The organism is Hyphomicrobiaceae bacterium, assembly GCA_041397645.1.
Taxonomy (GTDB): Bacteria; Pseudomonadota; Alphaproteobacteria; order Rhizobiales; family Hyphomicrobiaceae; genus Hyphomicrobium_B.
Genome location: JAWKWE010000008.1, coordinates 85642 through 111599 on the forward strand (window position 1 = coordinate 85642; position 25958 = coordinate 111599).

Here is a 25958-nt window from a genome sequence, read left to right on the forward strand (position 1 = left end):
AATTTGGGACTAACAGACGGGAGATGAGAATGTCGGTCGAAAAAGCAATAAAATGGCTCGTGGTCGCCGCTGCCATCAGCGTCGCAGGATGCGCGCAGGCTTTAGCTCAGGAGACCTTGAAATTCGGTGCGTGCTTTGATCTCAGTAAATCCTATACCTTCATCTCACCGCAGGTGGCGCAAGCCGCGCAGGATCTTGCCGCGCTTACGAACATGAAGGGCGGCATCGATGGGCACAAGATCGAGATCGTGGTTCAGGACCACGGCAATGAGCCCCAGCGCGGCATTGAATGCTACGAAAAGCTTAAGCGTGAAGGCGTCTTCGTCTTTAACATGCTGTCGACCCCCGTGTCGATCGCGGTGCTGCCGCGGATCATGAAGGAGAAGAATGTCCTTATCCAGTCGTTGGTCGGGCGCGGTGACGCCATCGACGGTTCGATCTTCACTCAGATCTTTCCAGTGGGTGCAACTTATTGGGGGCAGGCTGCCAACGATATCGCCTATATCAAACAACTGCGCGGCGGCGACATGAAAGGGGCCAAGATCGGATTTATCTATCTCGACTATCCTTTTGGTCAGGAGCCGATCGGTATCCTCAAGACTCTCGCCGAACGCGAGGGCTTTGAACTAAAGCTTTATCCTGTACCTTTGCCCGGCAGCGATCAGACCAGCGTTTGGACACAGGTGCGACGCGACCAGCCTGATTTCATGATCAGCTGGCTGCTGGCCGGAGGACATGTCGTGGCAGCCAAAGAAATGAAGCGCAACGGCTATCCGATCGAAAAGTACATTTCGGTCAACTGGCTTAACGAGGTGGATATTGCCAATATTGGTCCCGAGGCTGCCAAGGGGATCAAGCGTGGAACAAACGTCGTCGGTGGTCAGGATGTTCCGATCATCAGGGAGATGACGGCAGAGCTTTATGCCAAAGGCAAAGGCAGCGGGCCCGAGAAAAACCTGAAGGACGTGTATTACAATACCGGTTTAGCTATCTATTCGGTCGCTTTCGAGGCTACCCGCAACGCCATCAAACAGGCGGGTTGGCCGGTGACCGCAGCCTCGATGAAGGGCGGATATGAGAGCATAAAGGACTTCGACGCCAATGGCCTGCTTGCCCCCGTGACTGTAACGGCGGCAGACCATGGCGGCGGGGGCAAGACGCGGATCGAAATGTGGGACGGCCAGAAGTGGGTGCCGCAGACTGCTTGGTTATCAGCCTATCAGGACCTGATCTGGCAGATCGTGAAGACGAGTTCATCTGGATTCAAGGTCGAGTAATTCAGGCACCCAACGAGTTAATAGCATACGCGTCGGCGGGTGCAATCCGGCTCGGCGGCGGGCAATGCATCCGTCGCCGAGCCGCCAATCTTCAGCGCGAAAGCCAGTGAACTCCATGGTTGATAGTCCAATCCAAGTCAGCGTCGATGAGGGTATTGCTACCGTTTTTATCAATCGTCCTGAGCGCAAGAACGCTCTATCTGTGGCGGCCGCCAATGGACTGGCCGACGCGTGGGATCAGATCGAAGCGGATGCCAAGATCCGAGTGGTAATTCTAACCTCTGCCGATTGTGGCGTCTTCAGCGCAGGGCTTGACCTCAAGGAGGCGGCCGAGATCGCTCGCAATGAGCACGTCGATATCCTCTCCAAAATGCGCGATCCTTTCCACGAGCGCATGCGCGCCTGCTCGAAGCCGATCGTTGCCGCGATGACCGGCTCGCTCATGGCGGGAGGGATGATGCTGTCGCTCATGTGCGATCTGCGCGTGGGTCTCAAGAGAACCAAAGTCGGGATCACGGAGGTCAAGATCGGTCGCGGCTCGCCGTGGGCCGCTCCGGCCCTCTATATGCTCCCTCAGGCGATCCTTATGGAGATCGTTCTGACCGGCGATCTCATGCCAATTGAACGGCTGCACGATTACGGCTTCACCAATTATCTTGAAGATACACCCGACGCAGTGCGGTCTCGTGCGATGGATCTGGCACGACGGATTGCCGCCGGCGCGCCGTTGTCCGTAATTGCGGCCAAGGCCAGTGTTCGCGCGACAATGGATCTCGGATGCCGCGCCGGGCTGGTAGAAGGCGCTCGCCTTCACGAGGTCGTTTATGCCAGCCGAGACGCAATTGAAGGCCCCAGAGCTTTCGCCGAAAAGCGCAAGCCGGTCTGGCAGGGCAGGTAGGGCCGCCACGATCGAACGGCGCTGTCGGGAGTTCAGAACGCACGGTTTCAGCAACTCCGCGATGCGTGTTACTTTATTTGTCAAGAATTAGGGGAGCGATCGCAGTGGGCAGTGTTGCGTTTGAGCTTCCCGAAGACGTCATTGAAGTGCGCGACGGCGTTCTGCGCTTCGTCGAGTCGCAGGTCGTTCCGCTGATTGACCGGAATCGCGCGCTTCTCGAAGATCAGCGGCGCCTGTATGACGAATACGGTCGATACTCGGCCGAAGTACGCAAGTTGATCCAAGAAGTCAGGATGCTTTCGGCCGAAGCCGGCTTCTATGCGATGTGCGCACCCGCGGAAATCGGAGGAGGGGGGCTGGGGCATCTGGCCTACTACGTGGCCTGGGAGGCGATATATCGCCGACTCGGAGGACAGGGCGTCATCATTCCCTGGGTCATTGCTCATTGGGCCTTCGGTCCCAGCCGGTTACTCACCCAGGTCACGGAGGAGGCCCGCGAGAGATGTCTGGCGGGCATGATGGCTGGGAAGACATCGATGTGCTTTGGTCTTTCCGAGCCAGGGGCTGGCTCAGACGCCAGCATGATCAAGACGCGGGCTGGCAAGACCGGACCAGGCTGGAAAATCTCTGGCCGCAAGCTTTGGACAACAAACGCTCCCACCGCGGAATGGTGTGTCGTTTTCGCCATCACCGATGTCGAGAAAGCCGCGCGAAAGGCTGGAGGCATCAGCGCATTTCTCGTTCCAACCGATGCACGAGGATTCCATGTTGAGAGTGTAGTGCGCTTGTTTGGTCACGCCGGGGGTCACGAGGGCGCTCTCGTGCTTGAGGATGTCGATGTGCAGCCCTGGCAATTGGTCGGCGAGCTCGACGAGGGATTTAAGATCGCACTTTATGGAGTCTCGCTGGGTCGGGTCTACAACGCTGCCCGTGCTGTCGGACAGGGAAGATGGGCGCTGGAAATGGCCATCGACTATTCGAAGCAACGTGAGGCCTTCGGTGCCAAGATCGCGGAGTATCAAGCCGTCTCGTTCCCGATAGCCGAGGCAGCCACGGAATTGCATGCCGCGCACCTGATGGGATTGAATGCAGCGATGCTCCTCGACCGCGGCGATAAGGCGCCGAAGGAGCTTTCAATGGCAAAGGCCTATTCGGTACAAGCCGGATTTCGCGCCGTGGATCGCGCAATTCAGACACACGGCGGCATGGGATTGACGAACGAAATCGGTCTTGTTCACGCTTGGCAAGACCTTCGGATCGTCAACATTGCCGACGGTACGAATGAAATTCTGACGCGGATGATTGCCCAGCGGTTGTTGGCAGGCGACGTCGATCTCTAGGCCAGGGCGGAAGTTGACGACTTGTCCGCCGGCGGTTCCCGCGGCCAAACGGGTCAGGTGAACCGCAGTTGCACCTCCATGGCGATGGTCCCGCCCGGCGTCATTGCCCACAGCTCGGCGCCCGCGCCGCCGTCGACGGGGCGTCCGGCGACGTCGAACGGCGTGGTATCGAACAAAGGTGCACGCGCGCGTTGCGTGAATGAGGCGATCGTCCTGCTCGCATTGTTGTCCCGGACGAGATCGATGAGGCATTGCTGCGAATAAGGGCCGTGCACCACCAGCCCGGGGTAACCCTCCACGGTTGTCGCGTAAGTCCGATCGTAGTGAATACGATGCGGGTTGAAGGTCACAGCAGAATAGCGGAACAGCGATACCGGTTCCGTTGTGATCTGCCGCGTCCACGGTAGGTCGGCGGGCGGCGTATCTCGCTTCGGTATCCCGCTTTTCTCCCCCGGCTTCACGGCGTCGCGAAACACGGTGTAACTCTCCTCCACGATCGCGAGGCCGCGTGGCGAGAATATGCGCCGCGTTTGCGTGGCAAAGATGAGAGGGCCCGTACTGCCGGAACGCAACGTCATGTCTGTCAGTTCCGTCTCGCGCTTGAGCGCGTCCCCCACCAGCAGCGGATGATGAAACGTCAGGCTCGTGCCCGCGTACATGCGCCGCGGGAACGGCACATCGGGAATGACGCCCCCCGACGTTGGCAGGCCATCCTCGCCCAGCGTCGCCCTGCGCGCGAAGGAATGGAAATAGGCGAGGTGCCATCCCGGCGGAATCGCTTCGCCCCTGGTGGGTACCTGATCGTCTCGGTCGAATGCAGCCACGAGCCCGAAGAGCGGCGCTCGCGTGGCTTCGTCTTCTTCCACGATCTTCGCGCCTATGTGCTTGCGCAAACTGTCAATGTCGATTTCGGCAGCCATCGTCATTCTCCCAGGCTGGGTGCAGGCATGTCAGCTCGCGGGCGCTGCAAGAACGAATCCGGGCAGTGTGAGGCCGGGTTTCGCTTTCTCGAAAACGAGGCGGACGGGCATGCCGATCTCGAGCCGCGTGTCCGCCGGCGCATGCAGTCGCCCCAGCATGCGCACGCCTTCCTCCAGATCGACCGTCACCAGCGTGCAGGGCAGGTCGGACCTGTAAGCGTCGTGAAACGGATGATGCGTAATCGTCCAGCTGTGAATCGTACCTTGCTCTAATGCCTCGACCCACCGGGTTTCGAAGGAATGGCATGCATCGCATACCGGCCGGGGATAATGCCGGACCTTTCCGCAGCCCGCGCATTGCTGAAGCAGCAACTTGCCTTCGTTGAGGCCCTCCCAATAGGGCATAGTGTCTGGTGTCGGTTCGGGCACGAGCCTCGAATATGTGTCGCCAATCATACTCTCAACCTCTCCTCATGATCGCGACCGACCCGTCGCCCATGTCGCCGTAACCGGAGACGAGACCCAGTTCAGCGCCGTTTACTTGGGCTTTTCCGGCACTCCCCCTGAGCTGCTTTACGAGCTCGACCACATGATTCATCCCAACCATGTGCGCTTGGGACAGCAGACCGCCATGCGTGTTGACCGGGAGCCTGCCGCCAAGCCTTATGGCGCCGCTCTCGACAAACGGCCCGCCCTCGCCCTTCCTGCAGAAGCCGATATCTTCCAGCTGGCAGAGCACGACATACGTGAAACAATCGTAGATCTCGGCCACTTGAATTTCCCGAGGCGTAACGCCCGCCATCGCAAACGCCTTGGGTGCGGCTTTGGCGATGCCCAAACGCGTCATGTCGGGACGCTGGGTGATCGAACTCGGAGAGTCGGGATGTCCTTCGGCGACGCCCATGATGAGGATCGGCTTCTGGCGCAAATCTCTGCTGCGCTCGGCAGCGCTGACGACGATTGCAGCACCGCCATCGCTCTCGAGACTGCAGTCCAGCAACCGCAGCGGATCGGAGATCATGCGCGAATTCTGATGATCTTCGATCGTGACAGGCTTCGTCATCATCGCATTGCCGTTCAGGGCCGCGTTGTGGCGTGTCGACACGGCGATCTCGCCGAGTTGGCGGCTTGTCGTGCCGTAGAGCTCCATATGCCGCCGTGCCATCGGGGCGTAGAGCTGCGCCGGCGCGATTGCCCCGATTGGCATCTCGAATTCGCCGACAACCTTGAACTGCGGCATCTGCTGTACGCGTGTGCCGATACGGCCTGCAGACGAGCCGTTCCGTCCGATCGGCAGCAGGACATGATTGCAAAGACCCGCACCGATCGCCAGGAGTGCGGCTTGAATTCCGGCCACGCAACTCGCGCCTCCGAGAGGCGTTGTGGCTGAAAAACGAAGATCCTCGATACCGAAGTTAGTCACGAAATCCTCGGCGACGACAGCTGAATTCGAATAGGGAATGATCCCGTCGATGTCTCTTGGCGACAATCCGGCGTCCTCGATGGCCTTCAGCGAGGCTTCGAGCTGGAGAGCGAGCACGCTTTTTCCGGAGTTGCGGCTGTAGGCCGTCTCGCCGACGCCGGTTATGGCGACCCGTTCCTTCAATACCATCTGTAGTCTCCTCGAATGCACTGCGGGGCAGTTGTCCTAGCGACAGGCGAAGCTCGGTGCGATTCTATTCGCAAAAAGCTCCAGCGAGCCGAAATCCTGGCCGCGCTCGTGAATGCTTCGCGGAATGAGCCGGAAACACTCGTTCACCCGGAATACGCTTATAGCGGCGAACTCATTGGCGACCTCAAAGCCTGTCGATCTGCAGGTGGTGCTCGAGTATCCGAAACCGGTATAACCGGCTTGTTCAGCGACTTGGACGTACCCCGCGATCTCTTGCAACATGCGCTGATAGGGTTCGGGCCGCTTGCCGGCCATGCCAGCTTTGAGCTCCTGCGGCCGACCAATCGTGCAGTACATGCATAGATTGAAATCCACGGAGCGAACTCCTTGACGCCGGTCGTGGGAAGTAACAATATGAACCGAACAAACGTTAGAATTGTTGCGCCATGAAGTCAAATATCAGGCTATCGGCGGCCCGCACAGTCGTGAGTTGAGGCGTGGTCAGGATCGCCAGTTCTTGCGCGATGTAGATAAACGAGGAGCTAGGTTTGATGCAGCGGATCCCGCTGGCTTGGCACAAAGTAGCGCGCATGGAGGAGAACGCTCATGGATTTGAGCTATGGTCCCAAATATCGAGCGCTGCAGCAGGAGGTTCGCGGCTTCGTGAAAAGCTACGGCCATTTGTCGCCGCGAACGGGCGGCGGCCGCAAACGGCCTGACAAGCGGGCGCTGGAGTGGCAGCATCTACTTCTCCAGCACGGATATTTCGCGCGCAATATCCCCAAGGACTACGGCGGTTTTGGGTTACCGCTGGACGTGATGGAGCTAGCGATCATAGCCGACGAGTTTTCTTCGGCCGGTGTTTCTCCTGGTATCATGAATCAAGGGATATCGATGCTCGTTCCGACCCTCCTCGAGGTCGGATCCAAAGAGCAGTGCGCTAAATGGATCGGTCCGACTATCCGCGGCGAAGTCATCTGGTGTCAGGGTTACTCAGAACCGGGTTCTGGCTCGGATCTCGCCGCCGCAAAGACACATGCTCGAGTCGAGGATGGCCATTTTATCATCAACGGCCAAAAAATCTGGACGAGCTCGGCTCACTTCGCCGACATGATGTTCCTGCTTTGCCGTACCGAGACAGAAAAGGGCAAGCACGGAGGACTCTCATACCTCTTGGTTCCTATGAGCGCCCCTGGCATCGACGTTCGGCCGTTGGTGACAATGACGGGGCGCGCCGAATTCAATGAAACGTTCCTGACTGATGTGCGTGTTCCAGTCGACCAGATAGTGATGACGCGCGGTGACGGCTGGCATGTCGCGAATGTGACCCTAAAGTACGAGCGTCTCCTTCTCGGTGATCCCAACAAGCTTACTTATCGGCTCGCCCGGGTTATCGAGCTCATGAAGAAGACTTCTCTGGAGGGTGTGCCGACAATTCAAATTCCAGAGTATCGTGATCGGCTTCTCAGGATTCAGGGTGAAGTTCTGGCGTCGAAGTTCCACGGTCTCCGGTTGTTGAGTGAGCAGTCGAGAGGCGAAGAGTCCGGCGTCAGGCGTCTGATAGTCAAGCTGAACGGCACCATGATCGCGTATCGTCTATCTTCGCTTGCCGTCGATGTGCTTGGTGCAGCCGGTCTGCCCTATGAGCCGAAGGGCGAGGCGCTGGAAGACGACGAGGCCACGACGTGGCAGATCGACAACATGTACGATATCGGTCTTATCATCGGCGGTGGTTCGTCCAACATCCAGAGGAACATCATCGGCGAGCGCGGGCTTGGCTTGCCTCGCGAGCCCACAGCCGACATCAAACTTGGCCCTAAGGAATGACCCATGGAGTTTGGTCTTAGCAACGAGCAGCGGATGCTCGAGAACTCGCTGCGCGGCCTTCTCGAAGAAAAGCTTTCTCTCGAAAGGTTGCGCAAGGTTGCCGAGATCGGCACGGGTTTTGATGCGACGCTGTGGGAGGGCTTGGTCGAGCAGGGTATCGTAGGACTTCTGGTCCCGGAGCGATTCGGCGGTAGTGGACTAACCGTGCTGGATGCCGCCGTTGTTGCCGAAAGCCTGGGCTATCATGTGGCACCTGTGCCTTTCTCGGCGAGCGTGGTCATGGCGCCGCTGGCGCTGATGTCTGCAGGAAGCGAGGCGCAGCAAGCCAAGTGGCTTCCCAAGATTGCGAGCGGCGAAGTTAGAATAAGCGTCGCGTTCGCTGGCGGAGTCGGACAGACAGGTGACGCCTCGGTGCAGCTCGACGGCGATCGGATCAGCGGGATTGTGACTGGACCTCTTGATGCCGGGGCCGCATCTCACATCCTCGTAATTCTGCCAGATGGTCGCGCAGCTCTCGTCGATGCCCATGAGATGGGAGTCGCCATCGATATGCGCGGAAGCCTCGATCGCACCCGTCCGGTATCACGCTACGAGCTCAATGATTCAAGAGCGATCAATCTGGACGCCGCCAATGATGCCCGGGTAGTTGCGGCCCGTGTGGTTGATGCAGGAAGAGTTGTCCTCGCGGCAGATACACTGGGGGCAGCGCAGTCCATGTTCGACCGAGCGCTTGCTTACTCGAAGGAGAGGGTTCAGTTCAATCGCGTCATCGGTTCCTTCCAGGGCGTCAAGCATACCCTTGCAGATCTGGTGACGATGTTGGAGCCGTGTCGAGCGTTGGTCTGGTACGCAGCGCATGCGCAAGATGCAGTGCCCGAGGAAGCTCGCATCATGGCGTTGCAAGCCAAGGCCCATTTGGGCGAGGTCGGCAGGGAAATTGCGCGTCTGACCACGGAAGTGCATGGAGGGATGGGATTCACCGACCTGCTTGGCTTGCACTATTGGTTCAAGCGCATCGCGTTTAACCGTCAGATGCTGGGAGCGCCAGAGCGCTGTCGGCAGGAGGCTGCAGCCGTGCAGGGTTGGTTAACCATCTGAGTTCGAATTTGGCTTTTCGGTCCGGCCGGCGCTCGCCGTTGCCGGACCGCAGGACATCCTTGAACGCCCGGGAGGCAAGATGAATATCCGTCCACCTGTCGAGGATTGGGCAACAGATTTCGATCATCTCGACCCGCGATGGATCGAGGACCCTTTTCCAATCTGGGCTGAGCTGCGCAGCTCTTGCCCCGTTGCGCATACGGATCGGTTTCAGGGGGTATACTTGCCTACCCGCTACAAAGACATTCGCAAGATCGCATATGACACCGAAGCTTTCTCGTCGCGCCGTGTACAAGTGCGCACCACCCCGCCACCTGTAAAATCGCCGGCGCCGCCCATCACCTCCGATCCCCCACACCATCGCCTAGCGCGCATGGTACTGTTACCGCCTTTCACCCCCGCAGCCATCGACAAGCTGATTCCCGAAACGCGCGCCATTTGCAACGAGTTGATAAACCGGTTCGCCGGAAAGAACCAGTGCGACGCGGCGCTCGACTATGCCCAACATATCCCTGTGCTTGTGATCGCGCGAATGCTTGGTCTGCCGGCGGATCATGGTGAAAAATTCCGCGATTGGGTGCATGGGCTGGTCGAGGCGGCAGTTCTCGATGACGAAGCGATGGTGCGCACGCTGGAGGAAATGACCGCCTACCTCCTTGAACAGGTGCAACGGCGCCGAAAGACCCCATCTGAAGATCTCATCAGCTATCTTGTTGCTGCTCGTGTCGACGGGAAACCTCTTACGGACAATCACATTCTGGGAACTCTGCGCCTGCTCCTTATTGCCGGCATTGATACGACGTGGAGCGGGATCGGGGCCTGCTTGTGGCATCTGGCCAGAACGCCTGAAGACAGGCGCCGGCTTGCAGCGGACCCCGCCCTGATGCCGATGGCGATCGAGGAATTATTGCGAGCCTATTCCCCCGTGACGATGGCACGCATGGTAACCAAGGATACCGTTGTTGAGGGCTGTCCGTACAAGGCGGGTCAGATGGTGCTGCTTTCGTTCCCCGCTGCTAATCGCGATCCTGCAATGTTTCCTGATGCCGACAAGGTCATCATCGATCGCAAGGAAAATCGACATGCCGCCTTCGGTCTCGGCATCCATCGTTGCATCGGATCCAATCTGGCGCGCATGGAGCTGACCGTGGCCGTCGAGGAGTTTCTCAAGCGCATTCCCGAGTTTCATCTGGCGGACCCCAAGGCCGTAAGATGGTCGGAAGGTGCCGTAAGAGGGCCCCGCGTGCTGCCCTTGAGGTTTGAATAAAGATGAACCACGAAACGGAATCGCTTTGGCCTAGCGTGATTGACCATAGACGGGAAGAGCAACATGAACTCCGAATTGTGTGACAAACTCGGCATAGAGTTTCCGCTCTTTGCATTTACCCACTGCCGCGATGTCGTCGCGGAAGTGACCAATGCGGGCGGGTTTGGCGTCCTTGGCGCGGTCGGCTTAACGCCAGATAGTCTTGAGATCGAAATGGATTGGATCGACAAGAAGGTCCGAGGCAAGCCTTATGGTATCGACCTGCTTATCCCCAACAAGATGGAGGACAAGTCAGGTGCGCTGACCGACGATCAGCTCCGCGAACAGATCCCTGTGGGTCACCGCAAGTTCGTCGAAGATATTCTCGATCGGCACGGAATCGATTCATTTGATCTGTGGAACGGCGAATACGACGGCCGCTCCTCGGACAACATGCGGGAAGCCGGTGCCCTAAAGCTCATTGACGTTGCTTTCAAACATCCGATCAAGCTCTTTGTGAATGCATTGGGTGTGCCGCCAAAATCGGTGATGGACCGCGCTCGAAAGAACAGCATCATGGTCGGCGCGCTTACTGGTGCAAGAGAACACGCCGTCAAGCACGCGCAGGCTGGAGTCGATATTTTGGTGGCTGCGGGCGGAGAGGCTGGAGGCCATTGCGGAGAGATCGCGACGATGGTGCTGATTCCCGAAGTGCTCCAGGCGATCGAGCCCTATAAGAACATCTATGTCTTGGCGGCGGGCGGCATTGCGACTGGCCGGCAAATGGCGGCTTGCATGGCCATGGGGGCTGCGGGCGCCTGGACCGGCTCCGTGTGGCTGACGACGACAGAGGCGGAAACGACACCCATCGTCAAAGAGAAGATGCTGAAGGCGACTTCGCGTAACACGGTCCGTTCTCGCAGCCGAACCGGCAAGCCCACGCGCCAGCTGCAATCAGCGTGGTCGGATGCCTGGGGTACGAAAGATGCGCCTGATCCGCTCCCCATGCCGCTGCAGGGACTGCTCAGTCGCCCCCCGTTTGCGAAGATCGATAAGCTTGCGGCTGGCGGCCACAGCGGTGCAAAGGAACTTGCTGCCTATTTCGTCGGCCAAGCGGTCGGTCTCATGAATTCTGAGCAGTCGGCGCGATCCGTCGTTTTGGATTTCAAGCGGGATTATGCGGAGGCGGTCGAGCGGCTATCCGCAACGTTGGCTGACTGAGCTCTTACGATCGAGGAAACTTCGTACAGTGCTCTCGACCCAAGGTGATCGGTCCATCTGCAACTTTTGCCGCCGACTTCAGAGAACGCGGCCCGCGCGACGGAGGGCCCGGCGTGGCTCGTCCGGCGACTTGTGGCGCGGGAATTTTCCGTTCGCAGTAGCGCCGGCTTTGGCGGTGAAGTTCACGGCGCCCTCGAGCGCCGGGTTAATGCGCCGGCAAAGCAGGGACGCGTCCGCCGCGTCGCCGACAAGGCCACGCCCGACCTCAAACTGATCGGGACCCAGCGTCGCCGCCAACTCGACACGGTTGGACGCCATGTTGGAGGAAACGGGGATCGCGCATGCCCATCGAAACAGGCGAGCCGATTTCGGGGCTACCGCCAACGGTCGTCACTTGCATCCCGCCAGTTCGTCATGATCGACGATGGCGTCGGCTTCCAGCTCGTATCCTAGTAGGTACTCTTACTCGCGCGTGAACTGGGCTAACAGGTGAGCCGCAGGTAGCGTCGTCGAGGCGCGCAAACCGGTCTGGAAGGAATGAAAGTAGCATCGTCTTTGCGCCGCTCAGGCTGGTCATTTTTCGCAGAAAAGATTCTCGGCGTTTCCGCACGCGACGCTTCGCCGCTGGGGCTGTCGCGGTTGGATCAGCGGCTCCGCAGAGCCCCCTCTATGAGATCGACAAATTGCCGGGCGACCTGCTCGCCTGTGAGCGGTCCCTCAGTCGTGAACCATCGCGTCATCCAGTTGATCGACCCCATGAAGAAGAACACCGTCAGCTTGGGATCAACGGCACGCACCGTTCCGTCGGCAACACCTTCGGAGATCAGTTTTCGGAAGCCGCGGTCGAACTCGTCGCGGCGTTTGCCGACGACGGCCTTGTTCTGCGGCTCCAGTGCGTCGTACTCGCCGAGCACGGCGAAGGAGCCCATCTCGCTGGTGATGGTTTTGACGTACTTGTCGATAAGCAGGAGAATTTTTTCGAGGCCGGTCTTGCCGTGTTCCTCGCAGTACTTCATCGCCTCGTCGCCGAAGTCTAGCGACATCATGTGGCATTCGAAGAGAATTTCCTGCTTGTTCTTGACGTAGTAATAGAGCGCGGCCTTGGTAACGTCCAAGGTCTTCGCCACATCCTCGAGCGAGGTGTTGTGATAGCCGCGAAGGCTGAACGCGCGGCCGGCTTCACGAAGCAGCGCGCCCCTCTTAAGCGAGAACTGCTGTTCCCGACTGAGGACGACGCTTTTCCAGGCAGAGGCATGGCGGCCGCGCCTTGCTGTCGATGCTTTCTTCATGAGAGCATGCCGAGTATCCAGGGAATACGGGAATGATTCGTGATATTTAAGGCCCCATAGTCAAAACTATTGCCTCAAAGTCAATTCTTGGGGCGTCAGGCCGAGAGGCTGCGCGCGATGATTTGCTTCTGGATATCGCTGGTCCCCTCGTAAATTTTGCAGACGCGGACGTCGCGATAGTAACGCTCGACCGGAAAATCCTTCAGGTAGCCATAGCCGCCGTGTATCTGCAGTGCGTCCGAGCAGACCTTCTCCGCCATCTCCGATGCGACGAGCTTGGCAATGGCCGCTTCCTTGGCGCACGACGCCCCGGCTTCGAGAAGCCGCGCGGCGTGGATGTAGTATTGCCGCGCGACGTCGACCTGGGCCGCCATCTCCGCGAGATGGAAGCTCACCGCTTGCAGTTCGACGATCGGCTTGCCGTAGGCCTCGCGCTCGTTGGCGTAGCGGATCGCAGCGTCGAGCGCTGCCTGGGCGACGCCGACCGCCTGCGCGGCGATCGCAATCCGTCCGTCAGACAGGCCGCCCATGACGATCCGGTAGCCCCCGCCGACCTCGCCGAGCACGTTCTCCGCCGGAACGCGGAGATTGTCGAGCTGGATCTGAGCGACATGGGCCGTGCGTTGGCCGAGCTTGTCCTCGACGCGCGCGACGTTGTAGCCAGGAGAGGTGGGATCGACGATAAACGTCGTGAAACCGCGTTTGCCGGCCTGCGTATCGGTGCGAGCGAGCACGATGGTGGTGCCGGCCTCGCTCCCGTTGGAGATGAACTGCTTGGTGCCGTTGAGAATGAAGTGGTCGCCGTCGCGGCGCGCGGTGGCGCGAAACGCGGCTGTATCCGAACCGGCCTGCGGCTCGGTGAGAAGAAAGGCGCCGATCTTCTCGCCGCGCAGCATCGCCGGCAGATACTTCTGCTTCTGTTCCTCGTTGCCGCGCAAGGCGATCGTGTAGGCGGTGACGTTGTGGACGTGGAAAATGGTCCCGACTCCCGCGTCGGCCGCGGCGATCTGCTCCAGCGCCAGGCAATAGGCGACGAATCCCGCGTTCGAGCCGCCATATTGTTCGGACGGCAGCATGCCCATGAAGCCAAGATTGGCGAGAGCCTTCAATTCGGCATGCGGCCACGTCGCCGTGCGATCGCGTTCCGCAGCCGTGGGAGCGATCCCGTCGGTCGCAACGTCGCGCGCGACGTCGCGAACCATCGTCTGCTGCTCGGTAAGGAACGAAAAAGATTTGCTCTCGGTCCGTGTCATCCCGGATTCTCCTCCTGCATGTCGTTATCGGAGATTGGCAGCGTCGTCGGAGCGACGTGGTTTCGCGATCGTGGGAAACCGGTTGCAGAGCCTTGCTCAAAGAGAGCTGCGGATCTTCCATATTCAACTGTATATTAGGATATTTGACGAGATGGTCAATTCATAATCGAGGCTTTGCCTGTTTCGGCTTTGCTTGGTGCCGTTACGGTCGAAAGGCCGTGAAAGCTGCTTCGTCGAAAGGTGTGACCTGATGCACGCGATTAAAGGCCCACCCGCGAGCGGGGAAAGGCTTTTCGCTCGCCATCGTAATTCTCTTGATGCGTTCGCGTCAGAGTATGTTCGCTCCTAAATGGGCTTGACGAGAATTGACTATCAAGTTAAAAATCATCCTCGATAGTCATAAAAATCCGCAAAGGATTGGTCGATTTTGAGGGGTGGGGCGCTGCTCGGTCGAAATGCCGCAGTACAATGCCGCATACCTTGAGGAGGATGAATGTCGCAGGATTGCGTTGGTGAAGGAGGCGCATGTTGAGTGCCGTTTCACCTGTCCGCTCGGCTTCGCAGAGCCGTGCGGCGCAAAACGCTGCGGTTCTCGTTGCCGACGGCATCCGGATGGCTTTTGGCGGCGTCGTCGCGCTTGATAATGTGTCCATCACGGTAGGGGCGGACGAACTGCTGGCGGTGATCGGGCCGAACGGCGCGGGCAAGACCTCCCTGATGAACTGCCTCAGCGGCTTCTATCGGCCGCAGCATGGCGAGATGAGATTCAACGGCTCGCTGCTCTCCGGCATGGGGATCCACAATATCGTGAGGGCCGGCTTGGCTCGGACCTTCCAGGGGACGCACATCTTTTCGAACATGACCGTGATCGAAAACATCATGGTCGGTCGTCACATTCACATGAAGAGCTCGATTCTGTCGGCGTTCTTCTACTTCGGGCCTTGCAGGCGCGAGGAGATCCGGCACCGCGAGGTCGTCGAGGAAATCATCGAGTTGCTCGAAATCGAATCCATCCGCCATCAGCCGGTGGGCAGCCTCGGCTATGGCCTCCGCAAACGCGTCGATCTCGGTCGTGCACTGGCTCAAGAGCCGAGCATCTTGCTGATGGATGAGCCGATGGCCGGGATGAATACCGAGGAGAAGGAAGACCTCGCGCGCTTCATTCTCGACGTTCGCGAGGCGCGACGGATCCCGGTGGTGCTGGTCGAGCACGACATGGGTGTCGTCATGGATATTGCGGACCGGATCGTCGTGCTCGACTTTGGCCGCAAGATTGCAGAGGGGACCCCGCTGGAGATTCAGCAAAATCCTGCGGTGCTCAAGGCGTATCTGGGCGAAGGAAATCGCTGATGCTGCCGATGCGTACCATTCCGCAACTGTTGCTCGAGCGCGCCAGCGCGGCGCCGGACCGGCTCGTTGAGCGGCACAAGTATCGCGGCATCTGGCGCGAATACACCTATGGTGATGTTCTCGAGAAGGTGCGTTCCTTCGCCCTTGGCCTTGACGCGATGGGTATTCGCCGCGGCGAGACCGTGGCCATTATCGGCGAGAACGAGCCGGAGAACTTCTGGAGCGAGTTTGCGGCGTTCTCGGTTGGATGCAAGATCGTCTCGCTTTATCCTGACATTACTGCGGACGAAATCGAATACCTCCTCAACGACAGCGATGCGGTCTGTCTGGTAGCGCAGGATCAGGAGCAGGTGGACAAAGGGTTCGCGATTCTCGATCGCGTTCCGCATCTTCGCCAGATGATCTACTGGGACGATACCGGGATGTGGTCCTATGGTCACGAGCGGTTGACGCCGTTCGAGAAGGTGCTTGAGGCTGGGCGCGCACGCCATGCCGAGGATTCCGATCGGTTCCGACGCGTGGTCGAGGCAGGTCGACCCGACGACGTGGCCGTGCTGTCCTATACCTCCGGGACCACCGGGCGGCCAAAGGGCGTCGTGCTGACCCACCGCTATCTCGTCGACAACGCGCATCGCGTCATCGCGGCGACCGGCATCAAGCCCGGCATGGAGTATCTCACCTATATCGCCCCGGCCTGGGCGACGGAGCAGTTCTTCGGCGTCACCATCGGCCTCCTGCTGCCGCTGGTGGTGAATTTCCCGGAATCGCCCGAGGAGGTTCTCAACAATATCCGCGAACTCGCAGTCGAGGTCATGGTATTCGCTCCCCGTCAGTGGGAGAGCCTCGCCGCCACCATCCAGGGCCAGATGCTCGATGCCGGCCGGACGCGCAGGGCGATCTATGCCTGGGGTGTCGATATCGGCCACAAGGTCCATGTCGCGCGTCTTGAAGGCAAACCCGTCCCGCTCGGCGCGCGGCTTGCGCTGCCGCTTGCGGAGATGCTGGTATTGAAGCCGCTGCGAGACAAGCTCGGCCTCACGCGCATCAAGCTCGCATTGTGCGGCGGCTCCACGATGGCGCCGGATGTGTTTCGACTGTTCCATGCCATTGGCGTGCCGTTACGCAATATCTATGGCGCCACTGAGATCGGGCTCCTGACCCTGCACCAGGGGGATCGGTACAATCTCGAGACGGTCGGGCACTGGCTGAGCTCGCACCCCGGATCTGGCGCGTCGCTGGAATGGAAGGTGTCGGAGCAGGGTGAATTGCTCGTTCGTGGCGGCAGCGTGTTTCAGGGCTATCACAAGAAGCCCGACAGCGTCGCCCAGCGCGTTGAGGACGGATGGTATCGCACGGGCGATGCCGTGTCGGTCACCGACAGTGGCGAGCTCGTATTCCTCGAGCGCCTCGACGATCTTCGACAGCTTCGCTCCGGCGAACGGTTCCCGCCGCAGTTCATTGAGACCCGGCTGCGTTTCAGCCCGTTCATCAAGGACATCATGACGCTCGGCGACGATACGCGCGACTATATCGGCGCGCTGATCAATATCGACATGAGCGTGGTGTCGCGTTGGGCGGAGGATCGCAACATCAGCTTCTCCACCTTCACCGACCTTTCGCAGAAGCCAGAGGTGGCCGAATTGATGCGCGGCGAGATTGCGCGCGTCAACACGTTCCTGCCCGAGCACGCGCGGGTCCGTCGCTTTGCCAACTTCCCCAAGGAGCTCGATCCGGATGAAGGCGAATTGACCCGCACACGCAAGCTGCGACGCGAATTCCTCGCCGAACGCTATGCCGTGCTGATCGAGGCGATGTACGGCAGTCGGGATCAGCAAAAGCTCGACATCGCGGTGACATATCAGGACGGGCGAAAGGGCACGCTGTCTGCTCACGTCGCCATCCACGACGTCGTCAAGGCAGGCAAGTCGGCAAACGCCGCTGAACCGTTGCGGGCCATCGCATGATCGATTTCGTCAACTACTTCATCAACGGTGCGCTGGTCGGGCTGCTCTATGCCCTCATCGCCATGGGCTTCGTGGTCATCTATCGGGCGTCGAAGGTCTTCAATTTCGCCCAAGGCGAACTCGTCGTGTTCGGCGGCTTCATCGTCTGGTGGATGGTCGCCTCGCTGGGCCTGCCGCTCTCGATCGGCATTCCGCTCGCGTTCGTTGCGGCGGCGCTGTTCGGACTCCTCATCGAGCGGGTGTTCTTTTCCCGCCTCGCCGGCGAGTCGGTGTTCGCCATGGTCATGGTCACGATCGGACTGTTGATCCTGATCCGCGGCTTGATCCTCGTGCTGTTCGGCCCGCAGGTGCGCTCGTTCCCGATCATCTTTCCGCTTCAGCCGGTGATCATCGGGGAGATTCTCATCCCCCGCTCGCTTCTCATCGGCGGCGCAATCACGGTCATCGTCGGCTTCGGCCTGTCGTGGTTTTTCAACCGCACGCGGGCCGGGTTGCGCATGACAGCGGTTGCCGAAGATCATCAAGTGGCATTGTCGATGGGAATTTCAGTGAAGCGCTCTATCGCGTTTGCATGGATTCTCGGCGCCGTACTGTCGACGCTCGGCGCCATCATCTTCCTCAGCGGAAAGTCGCTGAACTTTCTTGCCTCCGACATCGGCCTTGCGGCGTTGCCCGTGGCGCTGCTGGCGGGTTTCGAGGCGATCGCCGGGGTTCTGCTGGCCGGCCTTATCGTCGGCATCATTCAGGGGCTCGTGACCGCCTACCTCGATCCGATCGTGGGCGGCGCGATCGGCACCGTGTTTCCATTTATCATCATGCTGCTCATCCTCTTTATTCGGCCGACCGGAATGTTCGGCTGGAAGACCATCGAAAGGGTCTGACCGATGGATCCGGCAGGCGTATTCGCCACCAGCTTCGAACGCGACCAGGCCTTGATCCGCACCCGCGGGCAATGGGTCGCGCTCGTTCTGTTTCTCGTCGCGCTGGTCGTTCTGCCCCATGTTCTGGGGCCGCGCCTCGTCGCCATCTCGACCAACATGCTGATCATGGCCGTGGTCGTGATCGGACTGCAGATCAACATGGGATATGCGGGCCAGATCAATCTCGGCCAGGCTGCCTTCATGGGGGTCGGCGCCTACGCCACCGGTGCGCTGGCCATCAAATTCAATCTGCCGTTCTGGCTCAGTATTCCGCTTGGTGGCTGCGCCGCCGCCGTATTCGGGTTCATCTTTGGCCTGTCGGCGGTTCGCATCAAGGGCTTCTACCTGGCGCTCACCACCATCGCGGCGCAGACTTTGTTTCATTTCCTCATTCTCAATCTGCCGCAGTCATGGTTCGGCGGATCGAACGGGTTGACGCTGGAGCCCGCCCAGATCTTCGGCTTCAGCTTCGTCAGTGAGAACTCGATCTACTATCTCTGTCTGGCTGCGACCGCAGCGATGGTGTTCGGCGCCTACGGCATTGTGCGCAGCCGGCACGGGCGCGCCTTTGTCGCAGTCTGTGACGACGACGTTGCTTCCGGGTTGATGGGAATCAACGTGGTGCGGACCAAGGCAACCGCCTTCCTGATCGGCGCGTTCTACGCGGGGATCGGCGGGGCGCTGTGGGCTTACTACGTCCGTTTTGTCGCAGTCGATCAGTTCACGCTGTTCCATTCGATCTGGTTCATCGCCATGGTCATTGTCGGAGGTCTTGGCTCGATCACCGGAGCGTTGATCGGAGTCTTCGTCATCAAGGCAATTCAGGAAAGCTTCGTGACGCTTGGTCCCAGTATCGTTTCGCAATTTCCCTCGCTTGGTGGAGATGTGGTATTCGCGCTGATGAATGTGTTTCTCGGTGGGATCATCGCCGCGTTCCTGATTTTCGAGCCGCGCGGGCTGATGCATCGCTGGAACATCCTGAAACGATCCTATCGCCTTTGGCCGTTTCCTTATTGAAGGCGGGGCGCTCGGACTTTGAGAACACACATGGGAGGAACTGAACAGTGACAATTTTGAAGCACATCAAGATCGCTGGGGCGGCAGCCGCGCTCGGTTTGCTGACGATTTCGGCACCGGCCGGTGCCCAGACGACTTACAATGTGGCGTCGCTTGCCGATTTCACCGGTCCTTATGCGGACGTGATGAAAGACCTGATCGGTGCGCGCCGGCCGGTCATCGAGTGGTGGAATGCCGAAGTCGGCAAGAAGATCGGCGTCAAGCTCGGCACCAAGGATTACGATCACCGCTATGACGCTGCGCAGGTGGCGAGCCTGTGGCCCGGCATCAAGGCCGAGCTCAACCCGATCATCGTGCTTGGGGTCGGCGGACCCGACGTCGCCGCGCTTCAGGGGCGCCTGCCATCCGACAAGATTCCGATGGTGATGTCGACTGCCGCGTATGGCTTTGCCTGGAAGCCCGATCCGTGGATCTTCAACCAGCGCCCGACCTACAGCCATGAGGCCGCTGCGTTCTTCGAGTGGTTTCGCCAGAAGCGCGGGGGCAACGGGCCGCTGAAGGTCGCGATCATTTCGTCGGAAGCCTCGCCCGCCTATGTCGATCAGCACAAGGGTGTTCAGCGATATGCATCCGACAATCCTGACAAGGTCGAGGTCGCCGAAGTAGTGTTCACGGAAGTTCAGCCCACCGATCTCACCACCCAAGTCAACCGCGTGACCCGCAAGGGAGCTGAGGTGATCATGATCATGACGAACACGGCCGCTGTGGTCGCCACCAAGCGGGCGCTGCAGTCGCTAGGCAAGCAGGTGCCGATTATCATGAGCTCGCACAACGGACTGGCGGAATCCGGCCGCGCGATCGGCGACGTCAAGCAGATGGAGGGCGATTACGAGGTCTATGCGATGGCCGCGCCGACTGACGCAAAGACGCCGGGCCGCGAGTTCTTCGAGATGCTTCAGAGCAAGTACGACCTCAAGGCCAAGTGGACGGTTTCGGCCGTGCAGGGTCTAGGTCAGGCCTTGATCGCGATGCGGGCCATCGAAGCGGCGGCCAAGAAGGTCGGACCGGACAAAGTCACGGGTGAGGCGGTCCGCGAAGCGCTTCTGTCGACGACGATCTCGGCGGACGACACCTTCAAGATTCTCGGCAACACGAAGTTCTCGAACGACGGACCGTTTCCGACGCAAGGAATGGTCGCGAGCATCGCCTCCGTCAAGGACGGCAAATACATGGAGGTTGCGGCGGGCGTGCCGGTGCCGTCCATCAACAAGTGGTGAAGTAAGGTTATCCGGCCGGTCCCGAGAGCCCGGCCGGAATCCTGCGGGAGGCCTGCGCCTTGCTCGAGCTGAAGAACGTTGAAGTCATCTACAGCGATGTCATCCTCGCAGTGAAGGGCGTCTCGCTCGCCGTGCCGGATGGTAAGTGCGTTGCGCTGCTCGGCGGCAACGGCGCCGGCAAGTCCACGACATTGAAGGCGATTTCCGGCATCATACGGGTCGAGGATGGTCGGGTGACTTCCGGCAACATCAATTTCGACGGCAAGAGAATCGACAAGTCGGATCCGACCGAGGTCGTTCGAAGCGGGATCATCCACGTGATGGAGGGCCGCCGCGTGTTGCGCCATCTGACGGTGGAGCAAAATCTGCTGGTCGGCGGCCACATGGAATCTTCGGGCCGCGAGGTGCGCAAGCGTCTCGATAATGTTTATGATCGCATTCGTCGGCTCGCGGCGCTCAAGGATCGCACGACGGGCTATCTGTCCGGCGGCGAACAACAGATGGTCGTGATCGGCCGCGCGATGATGGCTAATCCCAGGCTGATCATGATCGACGAGCCATCGCTCGGCCTTGCGCCGCTGATGATCAATGAGGTCTTCGAGTTGCTGAAGGATCTCAAGGCAAGCGGAACCACGCTTCTGATCGTCGAGCAGAACACGCTTGTTGCGCTTGAGATCGCCGACTACGGTTACGTCATGGAGAATGGACGCATTGTCCTCGAAGGCGCCGCAGAGGAGCTGCGCAACAATGAGGACGTGCGGGAGTTCTATCTCGGACTCGACCTCAAGGGCGAACGCAAGAGCTACCGCGACATCAAGCACTACCGACGTCGCAAGCGGTGGCTCGGCTGAGGCGCCGCTTGCTGTTGCCTTGCAGGCTCATGCGTCCTTCCGGTCGACCACGAGTGGACCCTCAGCCGCCAACTCCTCCGTGCCCACCACCTCGATACGGTCGGCTTTCAGGCGCGACAGCGCGTTGAAGCGGGCCGGCACCGCAGCCAGGACGGCGTCGCGGTCAGCATCCGGAAGCAGCGAAAGCCGCACCGTGATTTCTTCCCGCAGTTGCGGGCGCGTGACGACCGCCTGCGCGCGGCTGATTCCCGGAATGGAAATAGCGAGGTCTTCGATCTGCCGGGGATAGATGAATATCTCCCGCGCCTTCACCGCCTGGCCGACGCGTCCCTGCAGCATTCCGATCCGCCGCACCGTGCCGTCGGCATTCGTTGCCGTGGCGGCGGCGACATCGCCGGTCCCAAACCGGATCAGCGGCCAGCCTGGCGTCAGTGTGGTGACCACGATCTCGCCGGGCTCGCCCTGCGGGAGCGGGACCCCTGTCGTCGGGTCGCAGATCTGTACGATACGATCCTGGTGGATCTCGTAGCCGCCGTCCTGTGCCCTATTTTCGAAGCCGATCACGCCGAAGTCCGCCGTCGCATAAACGGCGAAGGTCCGGATACCATACTTGACTTCCAGACGACGGCGCTTGCCGAGCCAGTCGCCGAGTTCGCCGCCGAGCAACGCAGTTCTGACCTTCCAGCTTCCGGGCAGCGAATGACCCATCGCCTCGACGGCTTCTGCGAGCGTGATGAAGAAGGCGGTCGAGGCGCAGATGCAGGTCACGCCAAGGTCGATTGCCAGCTTCGCCTGCAATTCGCTGCCGCCTGTGCCTGCTGGAATCACTGTCGCGCCGACGGAACGCAGTCCCTCGTCGAGCAGAAGGCCGGCAGGCACGAGATGATAGGACCAGGTGTTTAGCACGCGATCTCCGGGGCCAAGGCCGGCAGCAGCAAAGGCGGCACCGAAGCCACCGCCGTCGCGGTCGTGCCTCAGTTGAGGTTCGTTGATAGGACCAGGCGAGACAAAGATGCGGACGATATCTTCGTCCTTCGCTGCGAGGAACCCGCCGAACGGGGGCCGCTGCCGCTGCAGGTCGACCAGCGTCTCCTTCTTGAATACGGGCAGCCGCGACAGATCGTCCACGGTCTTGAGATCGGCCGGAGCGAGGCCTGCGCGATCAAACATCTCCCGGATGGCGGGTGCAAGCTGGTAGGCTGCATGATGAATCTGTTGCAGGAGTGTGAAGCGGGTCTCCTGGTTCATTACCGTCTCCTGTTTGCCTTTCCGGTTTGCTTTTCCTACTTGCCGGCGAAGAGTGGTTTGCGTTTTTCCTCGAATGCGGCAAGTCCCTCCTTCAGGTCGTAGCTGTGGGCGTGGACTTCGCTGACGAGCAGTTCTTGTCGCAATGCTATCGCCGAAGGTTGGTCGAGGCCATCATCGACCAGCGCCTTCATGCGGCGAAGCACGAGCGGGCTCTTGTTGACGAGCTTGGTGACCAGCGTCTCGGTGGCCGGGATCAGCATGTCGTCATCAACGACCTCGTTAACTAGTCCGGCGGCGACAAGCTGGTCGGCCGGCACGAATTCGCCGGTGTAGAGCAGATATTTCGCGCGGGTCGGGCCGATCTTGCGCGGCAGCCGCACCGAGCTGCCGCCGCCCGGCAAGAGGCCATAGTTCGCGTGCGCGTCGCCGAGCCTGGCTGAACGCGCAGCGACGACGAGATCGCAGCACAGCGTCAGTTCGAGGCCGCCGGCCAGCGTCAATCCGTTCAGCGCTGCAATGACGGGCATGGGGAACGTCTCGAGGCGGTTCATGACGAGGAGAACGGTATCGAGAAAGCGGCTCAGTGCAGTTTCGTCGTCGCCCGCTTCGCTGCGCACGAATTTGAGGTCGGCGCCGGCGCAGAACGAGCGCCCCGCTCCGGTCAGCACCACGGCGCGGACGTCCGATTGCTGAGCCCTGTCGAGTGCCGCATTGATGCCCGAAACCACCGCCGGAGTGATGGCATTGAGTGCATCCGGCCGGTTCAGGGTGATCCACATAGCGCCGCCCCGAACTTCAGAAATCACCGGTTCCACAGCGCTTCCCTTATTAATTGACTTCAAAGTTAGTTGATTATTCACCCGGTTATGTTACAGACTGTCGGGACTAATGCAAGTCAAGTTGCTGCCGGAAAGTGCATCATGAGTCTTCCCCTCGCTGGAATTCGGGTGATCAGTCTGGCTGAACAGTATCCGGGGCCCTACGCAACCTTGTTGCTGAGCGATCTTGGCGCCGAGGTGATCCTTGTGGAGCGGCCGGGAGCAGGCGACCCTGCACGGCAGTTTCCGGCCTTTCATGGAGCGCTCAATCGCGGCAAGCAGTCGGTGGCGCTGGATCTCAAGGGCGTCGAAGGCAAGCTGCAGCTGCGCAGGCTGGTCGCTTCCGCCGACGTGCTGATGGAAGGATTTCGTCCGGGCACCATGGCGCGTCTCGGTTTCGGCTATGACGCGATGGCGCAGCTCAATCCGAGGTTGGTCTATGTCTCGATCTCGGGCTTCGGCCAGGACGGGCCATATCGCGATCGGCCCGCCCACGATATCTCCTATCAGGCACTGGCCGGGTTTCTCTTTCGTCACGCCGAAAAGGGCTCGGTGGAGGATCCGGGAAGCATCGCGATCGGCGACCTTTCCTCGGGCATGTTCGCTGCCGTCGGCACGTTGGCGGCGCTATTCGAGCGCGCACGTACAGGAAGAGGAAAATACGTCGATGTCTCGATGACAGATGGCCTGGTGTCCTGGATGTCAGTGATGCTCGGTCCGGTGATGAATGGTGCGCCGCTCGCAGACATAGGGGCCGAGCCGGCCTATGGCGTCTTCAAGTGTGCCCATGGCCGTCTCCTTACTCTGTCGATTGCTCATGAAGACTGGTTCTGGCGGCCGCTATGCGACCTGCTCGGCATGCCTGATGCGGCCGGCTTCAATCGCGGCGAGCGGGTCGCGCGCGGCGATGCATTGCGAGGCAGGATCGCTGCCGTGCTGGCGACACGCGATCGCGACGATTGGGAGGAGAGGCTGGACGCTGCGGGTATTCCGTGGGGACCAGTGAACTCGCTGAGCGAGGTGGCCGCCGATCCGCACTTCCGCACGCGCGGGCTGTTCCGCGAGGTGGTAGATGGTAACGGCGAGCGGCGCCATCACGTGGCGCAGCCGCTGATTTTCTCCGGCGAGCATCCCGGGCCGCGCTCCGGCGTGCCTGGTCTTGGCGAGCATACCGAGCAGGTGCTGCGTTCGCTGCCGGAGCTCAAGGACCAGCAGGCAGAGACAAGAAAAGGTTCCAATCCTTAAGGAGGGCGCGATGAGCGACATCTATGTGGTCGGTGTTGGCATGACGCCGTTTGGGCGAATGCTCGATATCGATATGAAGACCCTGTCGCACAGGGCCGTGGATGCCGCGCTCGGTGATGCGGGATTGCAGAAGTCTGACATCGAGGCGGCTTTTTTTGCCAACGCGTCGCAAGGCCATATGGAGGGCCAGCACATGATTCGCGGCGAAATCCTGCTGCGCGAAATGGGCATCGGCGGCATTCCCGTGGTCAACGTCGAGAACGCCTGCGCCAGCGGCAGCACAGCGTTCAACCTTGCCGTGACTTTCCTCAAGGCGGGTGACGGTGATGTCGCGCTCGCGCTCGGCGCCGAGAAGATGTTCTCGACCGATCGCAAGCTGATGTTCGAGGCATTCGATAGTGCCTGGGACGTCAGCCGCGACGGCGAAATTCGGGATAGGCTGCTGGCGCTCGGCGAGGGTGTCGAGGTGCCGGAAGGCTCGACCTCGGACAAGCCCTACAGCGTGTTCATGGATGTCTATGCGGCGTTCTCCCGTCAGCATATGAAGCGGTTCGGCACCACGCAGCGCCAGCTTGCAGCGGTGGCGGCGAAGAACCATCGGCACTCCGTGGAAAATCCGCTGGCGCAGTTTCGCAATGCCTATTCGGTGGACGAGGTACTTAATGCACCGCCGATCACCTATCCCCTGACACTGCCAATGTGCTCGCCAATATCCGACGGCGCGGCGGTTGCGATTCTCGCGACCAAGGCGGGCTTGAAGCGGTTTGGTATCGACGAGTCGCGGGCCATCCGCGTGCTGGCATCGGTGATCCAGACTGGCAGCGACCGCGATTCGTCCGAAGTGGAGCGGCACTGTACCGCGCTCGCGGCGAAAAAGGCCTATGACAAGGCTGGCATCGGCCCGGACGACGTCTCCGTCGCCGAGGTGCATGATGCGACGGCCATGGGCGAGATCATCCAGATCGAGAATCTCGGATTCTGCGATTTCGGCGAAGGCGGCATCATTTCGGAGCGTGGCGACACCTCGCTCGGCGGACGCATGCCGGTCAATCCGTCCGGTGGACTTGAATCCAAAGGACATCCCGTTGGTGCCACCGGAATCGGGCAGGTACATGAACTGGTGGCGCAACTGCGTGGCGAGGCGGGAGCACGGCAGGTTGAGGGGGCGCGCGTCGCGCTCGCCGAAAACGGCGGCGGCCTTCAGGGCATCGAAGAGGCCGTAGCCTGCATCACCATCCTCGGCCGCTGAAAAGGATCGAGCAGGAAGGACGCTCATGCAGTTGAATG

Annotated in this window: 24 protein-coding genes; 15 read left to right on the forward strand and 9 right to left on the reverse strand. The window is 60.3% G+C overall.

What is annotated here, in order from left to right; genetic code table 11:
- Nucleotides 1-29: 29 nt before the first annotated feature.
- The 3 genes from R3D51_19115 (at nucleotide 30) to R3D51_19125 (ending at nucleotide 3515) form a co-directional block, all read left to right on the forward strand.
- The gene (locus tag R3D51_19115) at nucleotides 30-1277 is read left to right on the forward strand and encodes an ABC transporter substrate-binding protein (GenBank protein ID MEZ5901596.1); all 1248 of its coding nucleotides are present in this window, start codon (nucleotides 30-32) and stop codon (nucleotides 1275-1277) included.
- A 115-nt stretch (nucleotides 1278-1392) separates the two neighbouring features.
- On the forward strand, nucleotides 1393-2175 hold the full coding sequence (locus tag R3D51_19120) for an enoyl-CoA hydratase-related protein (GenBank protein ID MEZ5901597.1): 783 nt from the start codon (nucleotides 1393-1395) through the stop codon (nucleotides 2173-2175).
- A 104-nt stretch (nucleotides 2176-2279) separates the two neighbouring features.
- Nucleotides 2280-3515 carry an acyl-CoA dehydrogenase family protein gene (locus tag R3D51_19125; GenBank protein MEZ5901598.1) on the forward strand — a complete coding sequence of 412 codons (1236 nt, stop codon included), beginning with the start codon at nucleotides 2280-2282 and terminating at the stop codon, nucleotides 3513-3515.
- 53 nt (nucleotides 3516-3568) lie between these two features.
- On the opposite strand, the gene R3D51_19130 is transcribed toward R3D51_19125, so the two are convergent.
- Genes R3D51_19130 through R3D51_19145 form a run of 4 tightly spaced genes read right to left on the reverse strand, consistent with a single transcriptional unit; the run spans nucleotide 3569 to nucleotide 6422 of the window.
- Nucleotides 3569-4435 carry a MaoC family dehydratase N-terminal domain-containing protein gene (locus tag R3D51_19130; GenBank protein ID MEZ5901599.1) on the reverse strand — a complete coding sequence of 289 codons (867 nt, stop codon included), beginning with the start codon at nucleotides 4433-4435 and terminating at the stop codon, nucleotides 3569-3571.
- Between the two features lie 30 nt (nucleotides 4436-4465).
- A complete protein-coding gene (locus R3D51_19135; GenBank protein ID MEZ5901600.1) occupies nucleotides 4466-4891 on the reverse strand; it encodes a Zn-ribbon domain-containing OB-fold protein in 426 nt (141 codons plus the stop codon).
- 4 nt (nucleotides 4892-4895) lie between these two features.
- Nucleotides 4896-6047, reverse strand: a complete 1152-nt coding sequence (locus R3D51_19140) for a thiolase family protein (GenBank protein MEZ5901601.1) — start codon at nucleotides 6045-6047, stop codon at nucleotides 4896-4898.
- 36 nt (nucleotides 6048-6083) lie between these two features.
- Complete coding sequence (locus tag R3D51_19145) at nucleotides 6084-6422, reverse strand: hypothetical protein (protein ID MEZ5901602.1); 339 nt, start codon at nucleotides 6420-6422, stop codon at nucleotides 6084-6086.
- A gap of 231 nt (nucleotides 6423-6653) precedes the next feature.
- Between R3D51_19145 and R3D51_19150 the strand changes: the two genes are divergently transcribed.
- The 4 genes from R3D51_19150 to R3D51_19165 all read left to right on the forward strand — a co-directional run bounded on the left by R3D51_19150 (nucleotide 6654) and on the right by R3D51_19165 (nucleotide 11439).
- Nucleotides 6654-7874, forward strand: coding sequence for an acyl-CoA dehydrogenase family protein (locus R3D51_19150; protein MEZ5901603.1), 1221 nt, complete (start codon nucleotides 6654-6656; stop codon nucleotides 7872-7874).
- Nucleotides 7875-7877: 3 nt separating this feature from the next.
- The gene (locus tag R3D51_19155) at nucleotides 7878-8972 is read left to right on the forward strand and encodes an acyl-CoA dehydrogenase family protein (protein MEZ5901604.1); all 1095 of its coding nucleotides are present in this window, start codon (nucleotides 7878-7880) and stop codon (nucleotides 8970-8972) included.
- Between the two features lie 79 nt (nucleotides 8973-9051).
- Nucleotides 9052-10239, forward strand: coding sequence for a cytochrome P450 (locus R3D51_19160; GenBank protein MEZ5901605.1), 1188 nt, complete (start codon nucleotides 9052-9054; stop codon nucleotides 10237-10239).
- Nucleotides 10240-10302: 63 nt separating this feature from the next.
- Complete coding sequence (locus R3D51_19165; GenBank protein ID MEZ5901606.1) at nucleotides 10303-11439, forward strand: nitronate monooxygenase; 1137 nt, start codon at nucleotides 10303-10305, stop codon at nucleotides 11437-11439.
- Between the two features lie 78 nt (nucleotides 11440-11517).
- Here R3D51_19165 and R3D51_19170 read toward each other — a convergent pair whose 3' ends face one another.
- The 3 genes from R3D51_19170 to R3D51_19180 all read right to left on the reverse strand — a co-directional run bounded on the left by R3D51_19170 (nucleotide 11518) and on the right by R3D51_19180 (nucleotide 13981).
- Nucleotides 11518-11823, reverse strand: a complete 306-nt coding sequence (locus R3D51_19170) for a hypothetical protein (protein MEZ5901607.1) — start codon at nucleotides 11821-11823, stop codon at nucleotides 11518-11520.
- 260 nt (nucleotides 11824-12083) lie between these two features.
- Nucleotides 12084-12728, reverse strand: a complete 645-nt coding sequence (locus tag R3D51_19175) for a TetR/AcrR family transcriptional regulator (GenBank protein MEZ5901608.1) — start codon at nucleotides 12726-12728, stop codon at nucleotides 12084-12086.
- Nucleotides 12729-12823: 95 nt separating this feature from the next.
- Nucleotides 12824-13981 (reverse strand): acyl-CoA dehydrogenase family protein, encoded by a 1158-nt coding sequence (locus R3D51_19180; protein ID MEZ5901609.1) that lies wholly within the window; start codon nucleotides 13979-13981, stop codon nucleotides 12824-12826.
- Nucleotides 13982-14506: 525 nt separating this feature from the next.
- On the opposite strand from R3D51_19180, the gene R3D51_19185 reads away from it, so the two are divergent.
- Genes R3D51_19185 through R3D51_19210 form a run of 6 tightly spaced genes read left to right on the forward strand, consistent with a single transcriptional unit; the run spans nucleotide 14507 to nucleotide 21360 of the window.
- Nucleotides 14507-15331 (forward strand): ABC transporter ATP-binding protein, encoded by an 825-nt coding sequence (locus tag R3D51_19185; GenBank protein MEZ5901610.1) that lies wholly within the window; start codon nucleotides 14507-14509, stop codon nucleotides 15329-15331.
- Nucleotides 15331-17295 (forward strand): AMP-binding protein, encoded by a 1965-nt coding sequence (locus R3D51_19190; protein ID MEZ5901611.1) that lies wholly within the window; start codon nucleotides 15331-15333, stop codon nucleotides 17293-17295. The genes R3D51_19185 and R3D51_19190 overlap by 1 nt, the downstream gene beginning before the upstream one ends.
- Nucleotides 17292-18176, forward strand: a complete 885-nt coding sequence (locus tag R3D51_19195) for a branched-chain amino acid ABC transporter permease (protein ID MEZ5901612.1) — start codon at nucleotides 17292-17294, stop codon at nucleotides 18174-18176. The genes R3D51_19190 and R3D51_19195 overlap by 4 nt, the downstream gene beginning before the upstream one ends.
- A gap of 3 nt (nucleotides 18177-18179) precedes the next feature.
- Entirely contained in the window at nucleotides 18180-19232 is a 1053-nt protein-coding gene (locus R3D51_19200) for a branched-chain amino acid ABC transporter permease (GenBank protein MEZ5901613.1), read from the forward strand.
- Between the two features lie 47 nt (nucleotides 19233-19279).
- On the forward strand, nucleotides 19280-20509 hold the full coding sequence (locus tag R3D51_19205; GenBank protein MEZ5901614.1) for an ABC transporter substrate-binding protein: 1230 nt from the start codon (nucleotides 19280-19282) through the stop codon (nucleotides 20507-20509).
- Nucleotides 20510-20568: 59 nt separating this feature from the next.
- Entirely contained in the window at nucleotides 20569-21360 is a 792-nt protein-coding gene (locus R3D51_19210) for an ABC transporter ATP-binding protein (protein MEZ5901615.1), read from the forward strand.
- 27 nt (nucleotides 21361-21387) lie between these two features.
- Here R3D51_19210 and R3D51_19215 read toward each other — a convergent pair whose 3' ends face one another.
- Both R3D51_19215 and R3D51_19220 read right to left on the reverse strand, forming a co-directional pair.
- A complete protein-coding gene (locus R3D51_19215) occupies nucleotides 21388-22608 on the reverse strand; it encodes a hypothetical protein (GenBank protein MEZ5901616.1) in 1221 nt (406 codons plus the stop codon).
- 35 nt (nucleotides 22609-22643) lie between these two features.
- Nucleotides 22644-23387, reverse strand: coding sequence for an enoyl-CoA hydratase/isomerase family protein (locus R3D51_19220; protein ID MEZ5901617.1), 744 nt, complete (start codon nucleotides 23385-23387; stop codon nucleotides 22644-22646).
- A gap of 141 nt (nucleotides 23388-23528) precedes the next feature.
- Here R3D51_19220 and R3D51_19225 point away from each other — a divergent pair, with 141 nt between their 5' ends.
- The gene (locus tag R3D51_19225; GenBank protein ID MEZ5901618.1) at nucleotides 23529-24671 is read left to right on the forward strand and encodes a CaiB/BaiF CoA-transferase family protein; all 1143 of its coding nucleotides are present in this window, start codon (nucleotides 23529-23531) and stop codon (nucleotides 24669-24671) included.
- A 10-nt stretch (nucleotides 24672-24681) separates the two neighbouring features.
- Nucleotides 24682-25920, forward strand: a complete 1239-nt coding sequence (locus tag R3D51_19230) for a thiolase family protein (protein MEZ5901619.1) — start codon at nucleotides 24682-24684, stop codon at nucleotides 25918-25920.
- Nucleotides 25921-25958: the final 38 nt, after the last annotated feature.

Bases quoted from the DNA above. Each gene is read 5' to 3' on its own strand.
- R3D51_19115 (MEZ5901596.1), top strand. From the start codon at position 30: ATGTCGGTCGAAAAAGCAATAAAATGGCTCGTGGTCGCCGCTGCCATC.
- R3D51_19120 (MEZ5901597.1), top strand. From the start codon at position 1,393: ATGGTTGATAGTCCAATCCAAGTCAGCGTCGATGAGGGTATTGCTACC.
- R3D51_19130 (MEZ5901599.1), bottom strand. From the start codon at position 4,435: ATGGCTGCCGAAATCGACATTGACAGTTTGCGCAAGCACATAGGCGCG.
- R3D51_19135 (MEZ5901600.1), bottom strand. From the start codon at position 4,891: ATGATTGGCGACACATATTCGAGGCTCGTGCCCGAACCGACACCAGAC.
- R3D51_19140 (MEZ5901601.1), bottom strand. From the start codon at position 6,047: ATGGTATTGAAGGAACGGGTCGCCATAACCGGCGTCGGCGAGACGGCC.
- R3D51_19150 (MEZ5901603.1), top strand. From the start codon at position 6,654: ATGGATTTGAGCTATGGTCCCAAATATCGAGCGCTGCAGCAGGAGGTT.
- R3D51_19155 (MEZ5901604.1), top strand. From the start codon at position 7,878: ATGGAGTTTGGTCTTAGCAACGAGCAGCGGATGCTCGAGAACTCGCTG.
- R3D51_19160 (MEZ5901605.1), top strand. From the start codon at position 9,052: ATGAATATCCGTCCACCTGTCGAGGATTGGGCAACAGATTTCGATCAT.
- R3D51_19165 (MEZ5901606.1), top strand. From the start codon at position 10,303: ATGAACTCCGAATTGTGTGACAAACTCGGCATAGAGTTTCCGCTCTTT.
- R3D51_19175 (MEZ5901608.1), bottom strand. From the start codon at position 12,728: ATGAAGAAAGCATCGACAGCAAGGCGCGGCCGCCATGCCTCTGCCTGG.
- R3D51_19180 (MEZ5901609.1), bottom strand. From the start codon at position 13,981: ATGACACGGACCGAGAGCAAATCTTTTTCGTTCCTTACCGAGCAGCAG.
- R3D51_19185 (MEZ5901610.1), top strand. From the start codon at position 14,507: ATGTTGAGTGCCGTTTCACCTGTCCGCTCGGCTTCGCAGAGCCGTGCG.
- R3D51_19190 (MEZ5901611.1), top strand. From the start codon at position 15,331: ATGCTGCCGATGCGTACCATTCCGCAACTGTTGCTCGAGCGCGCCAGC.
- R3D51_19195 (MEZ5901612.1), top strand. From the start codon at position 17,292: ATGATCGATTTCGTCAACTACTTCATCAACGGTGCGCTGGTCGGGCTG.
- R3D51_19200 (MEZ5901613.1), top strand. From the start codon at position 18,180: ATGGATCCGGCAGGCGTATTCGCCACCAGCTTCGAACGCGACCAGGCC.
- R3D51_19215 (MEZ5901616.1), bottom strand. From the start codon at position 22,608: ATGAACCAGGAGACCCGCTTCACACTCCTGCAACAGATTCATCATGCA.
- R3D51_19220 (MEZ5901617.1), bottom strand. From the start codon at position 23,387: ATGTGGATCACCCTGAACCGGCCGGATGCACTCAATGCCATCACTCCG.
- R3D51_19225 (MEZ5901618.1), top strand. From the start codon at position 23,529: ATGAGTCTTCCCCTCGCTGGAATTCGGGTGATCAGTCTGGCTGAACAG.
- R3D51_19230 (MEZ5901619.1), top strand. From the start codon at position 24,682: ATGAGCGACATCTATGTGGTCGGTGTTGGCATGACGCCGTTTGGGCGA.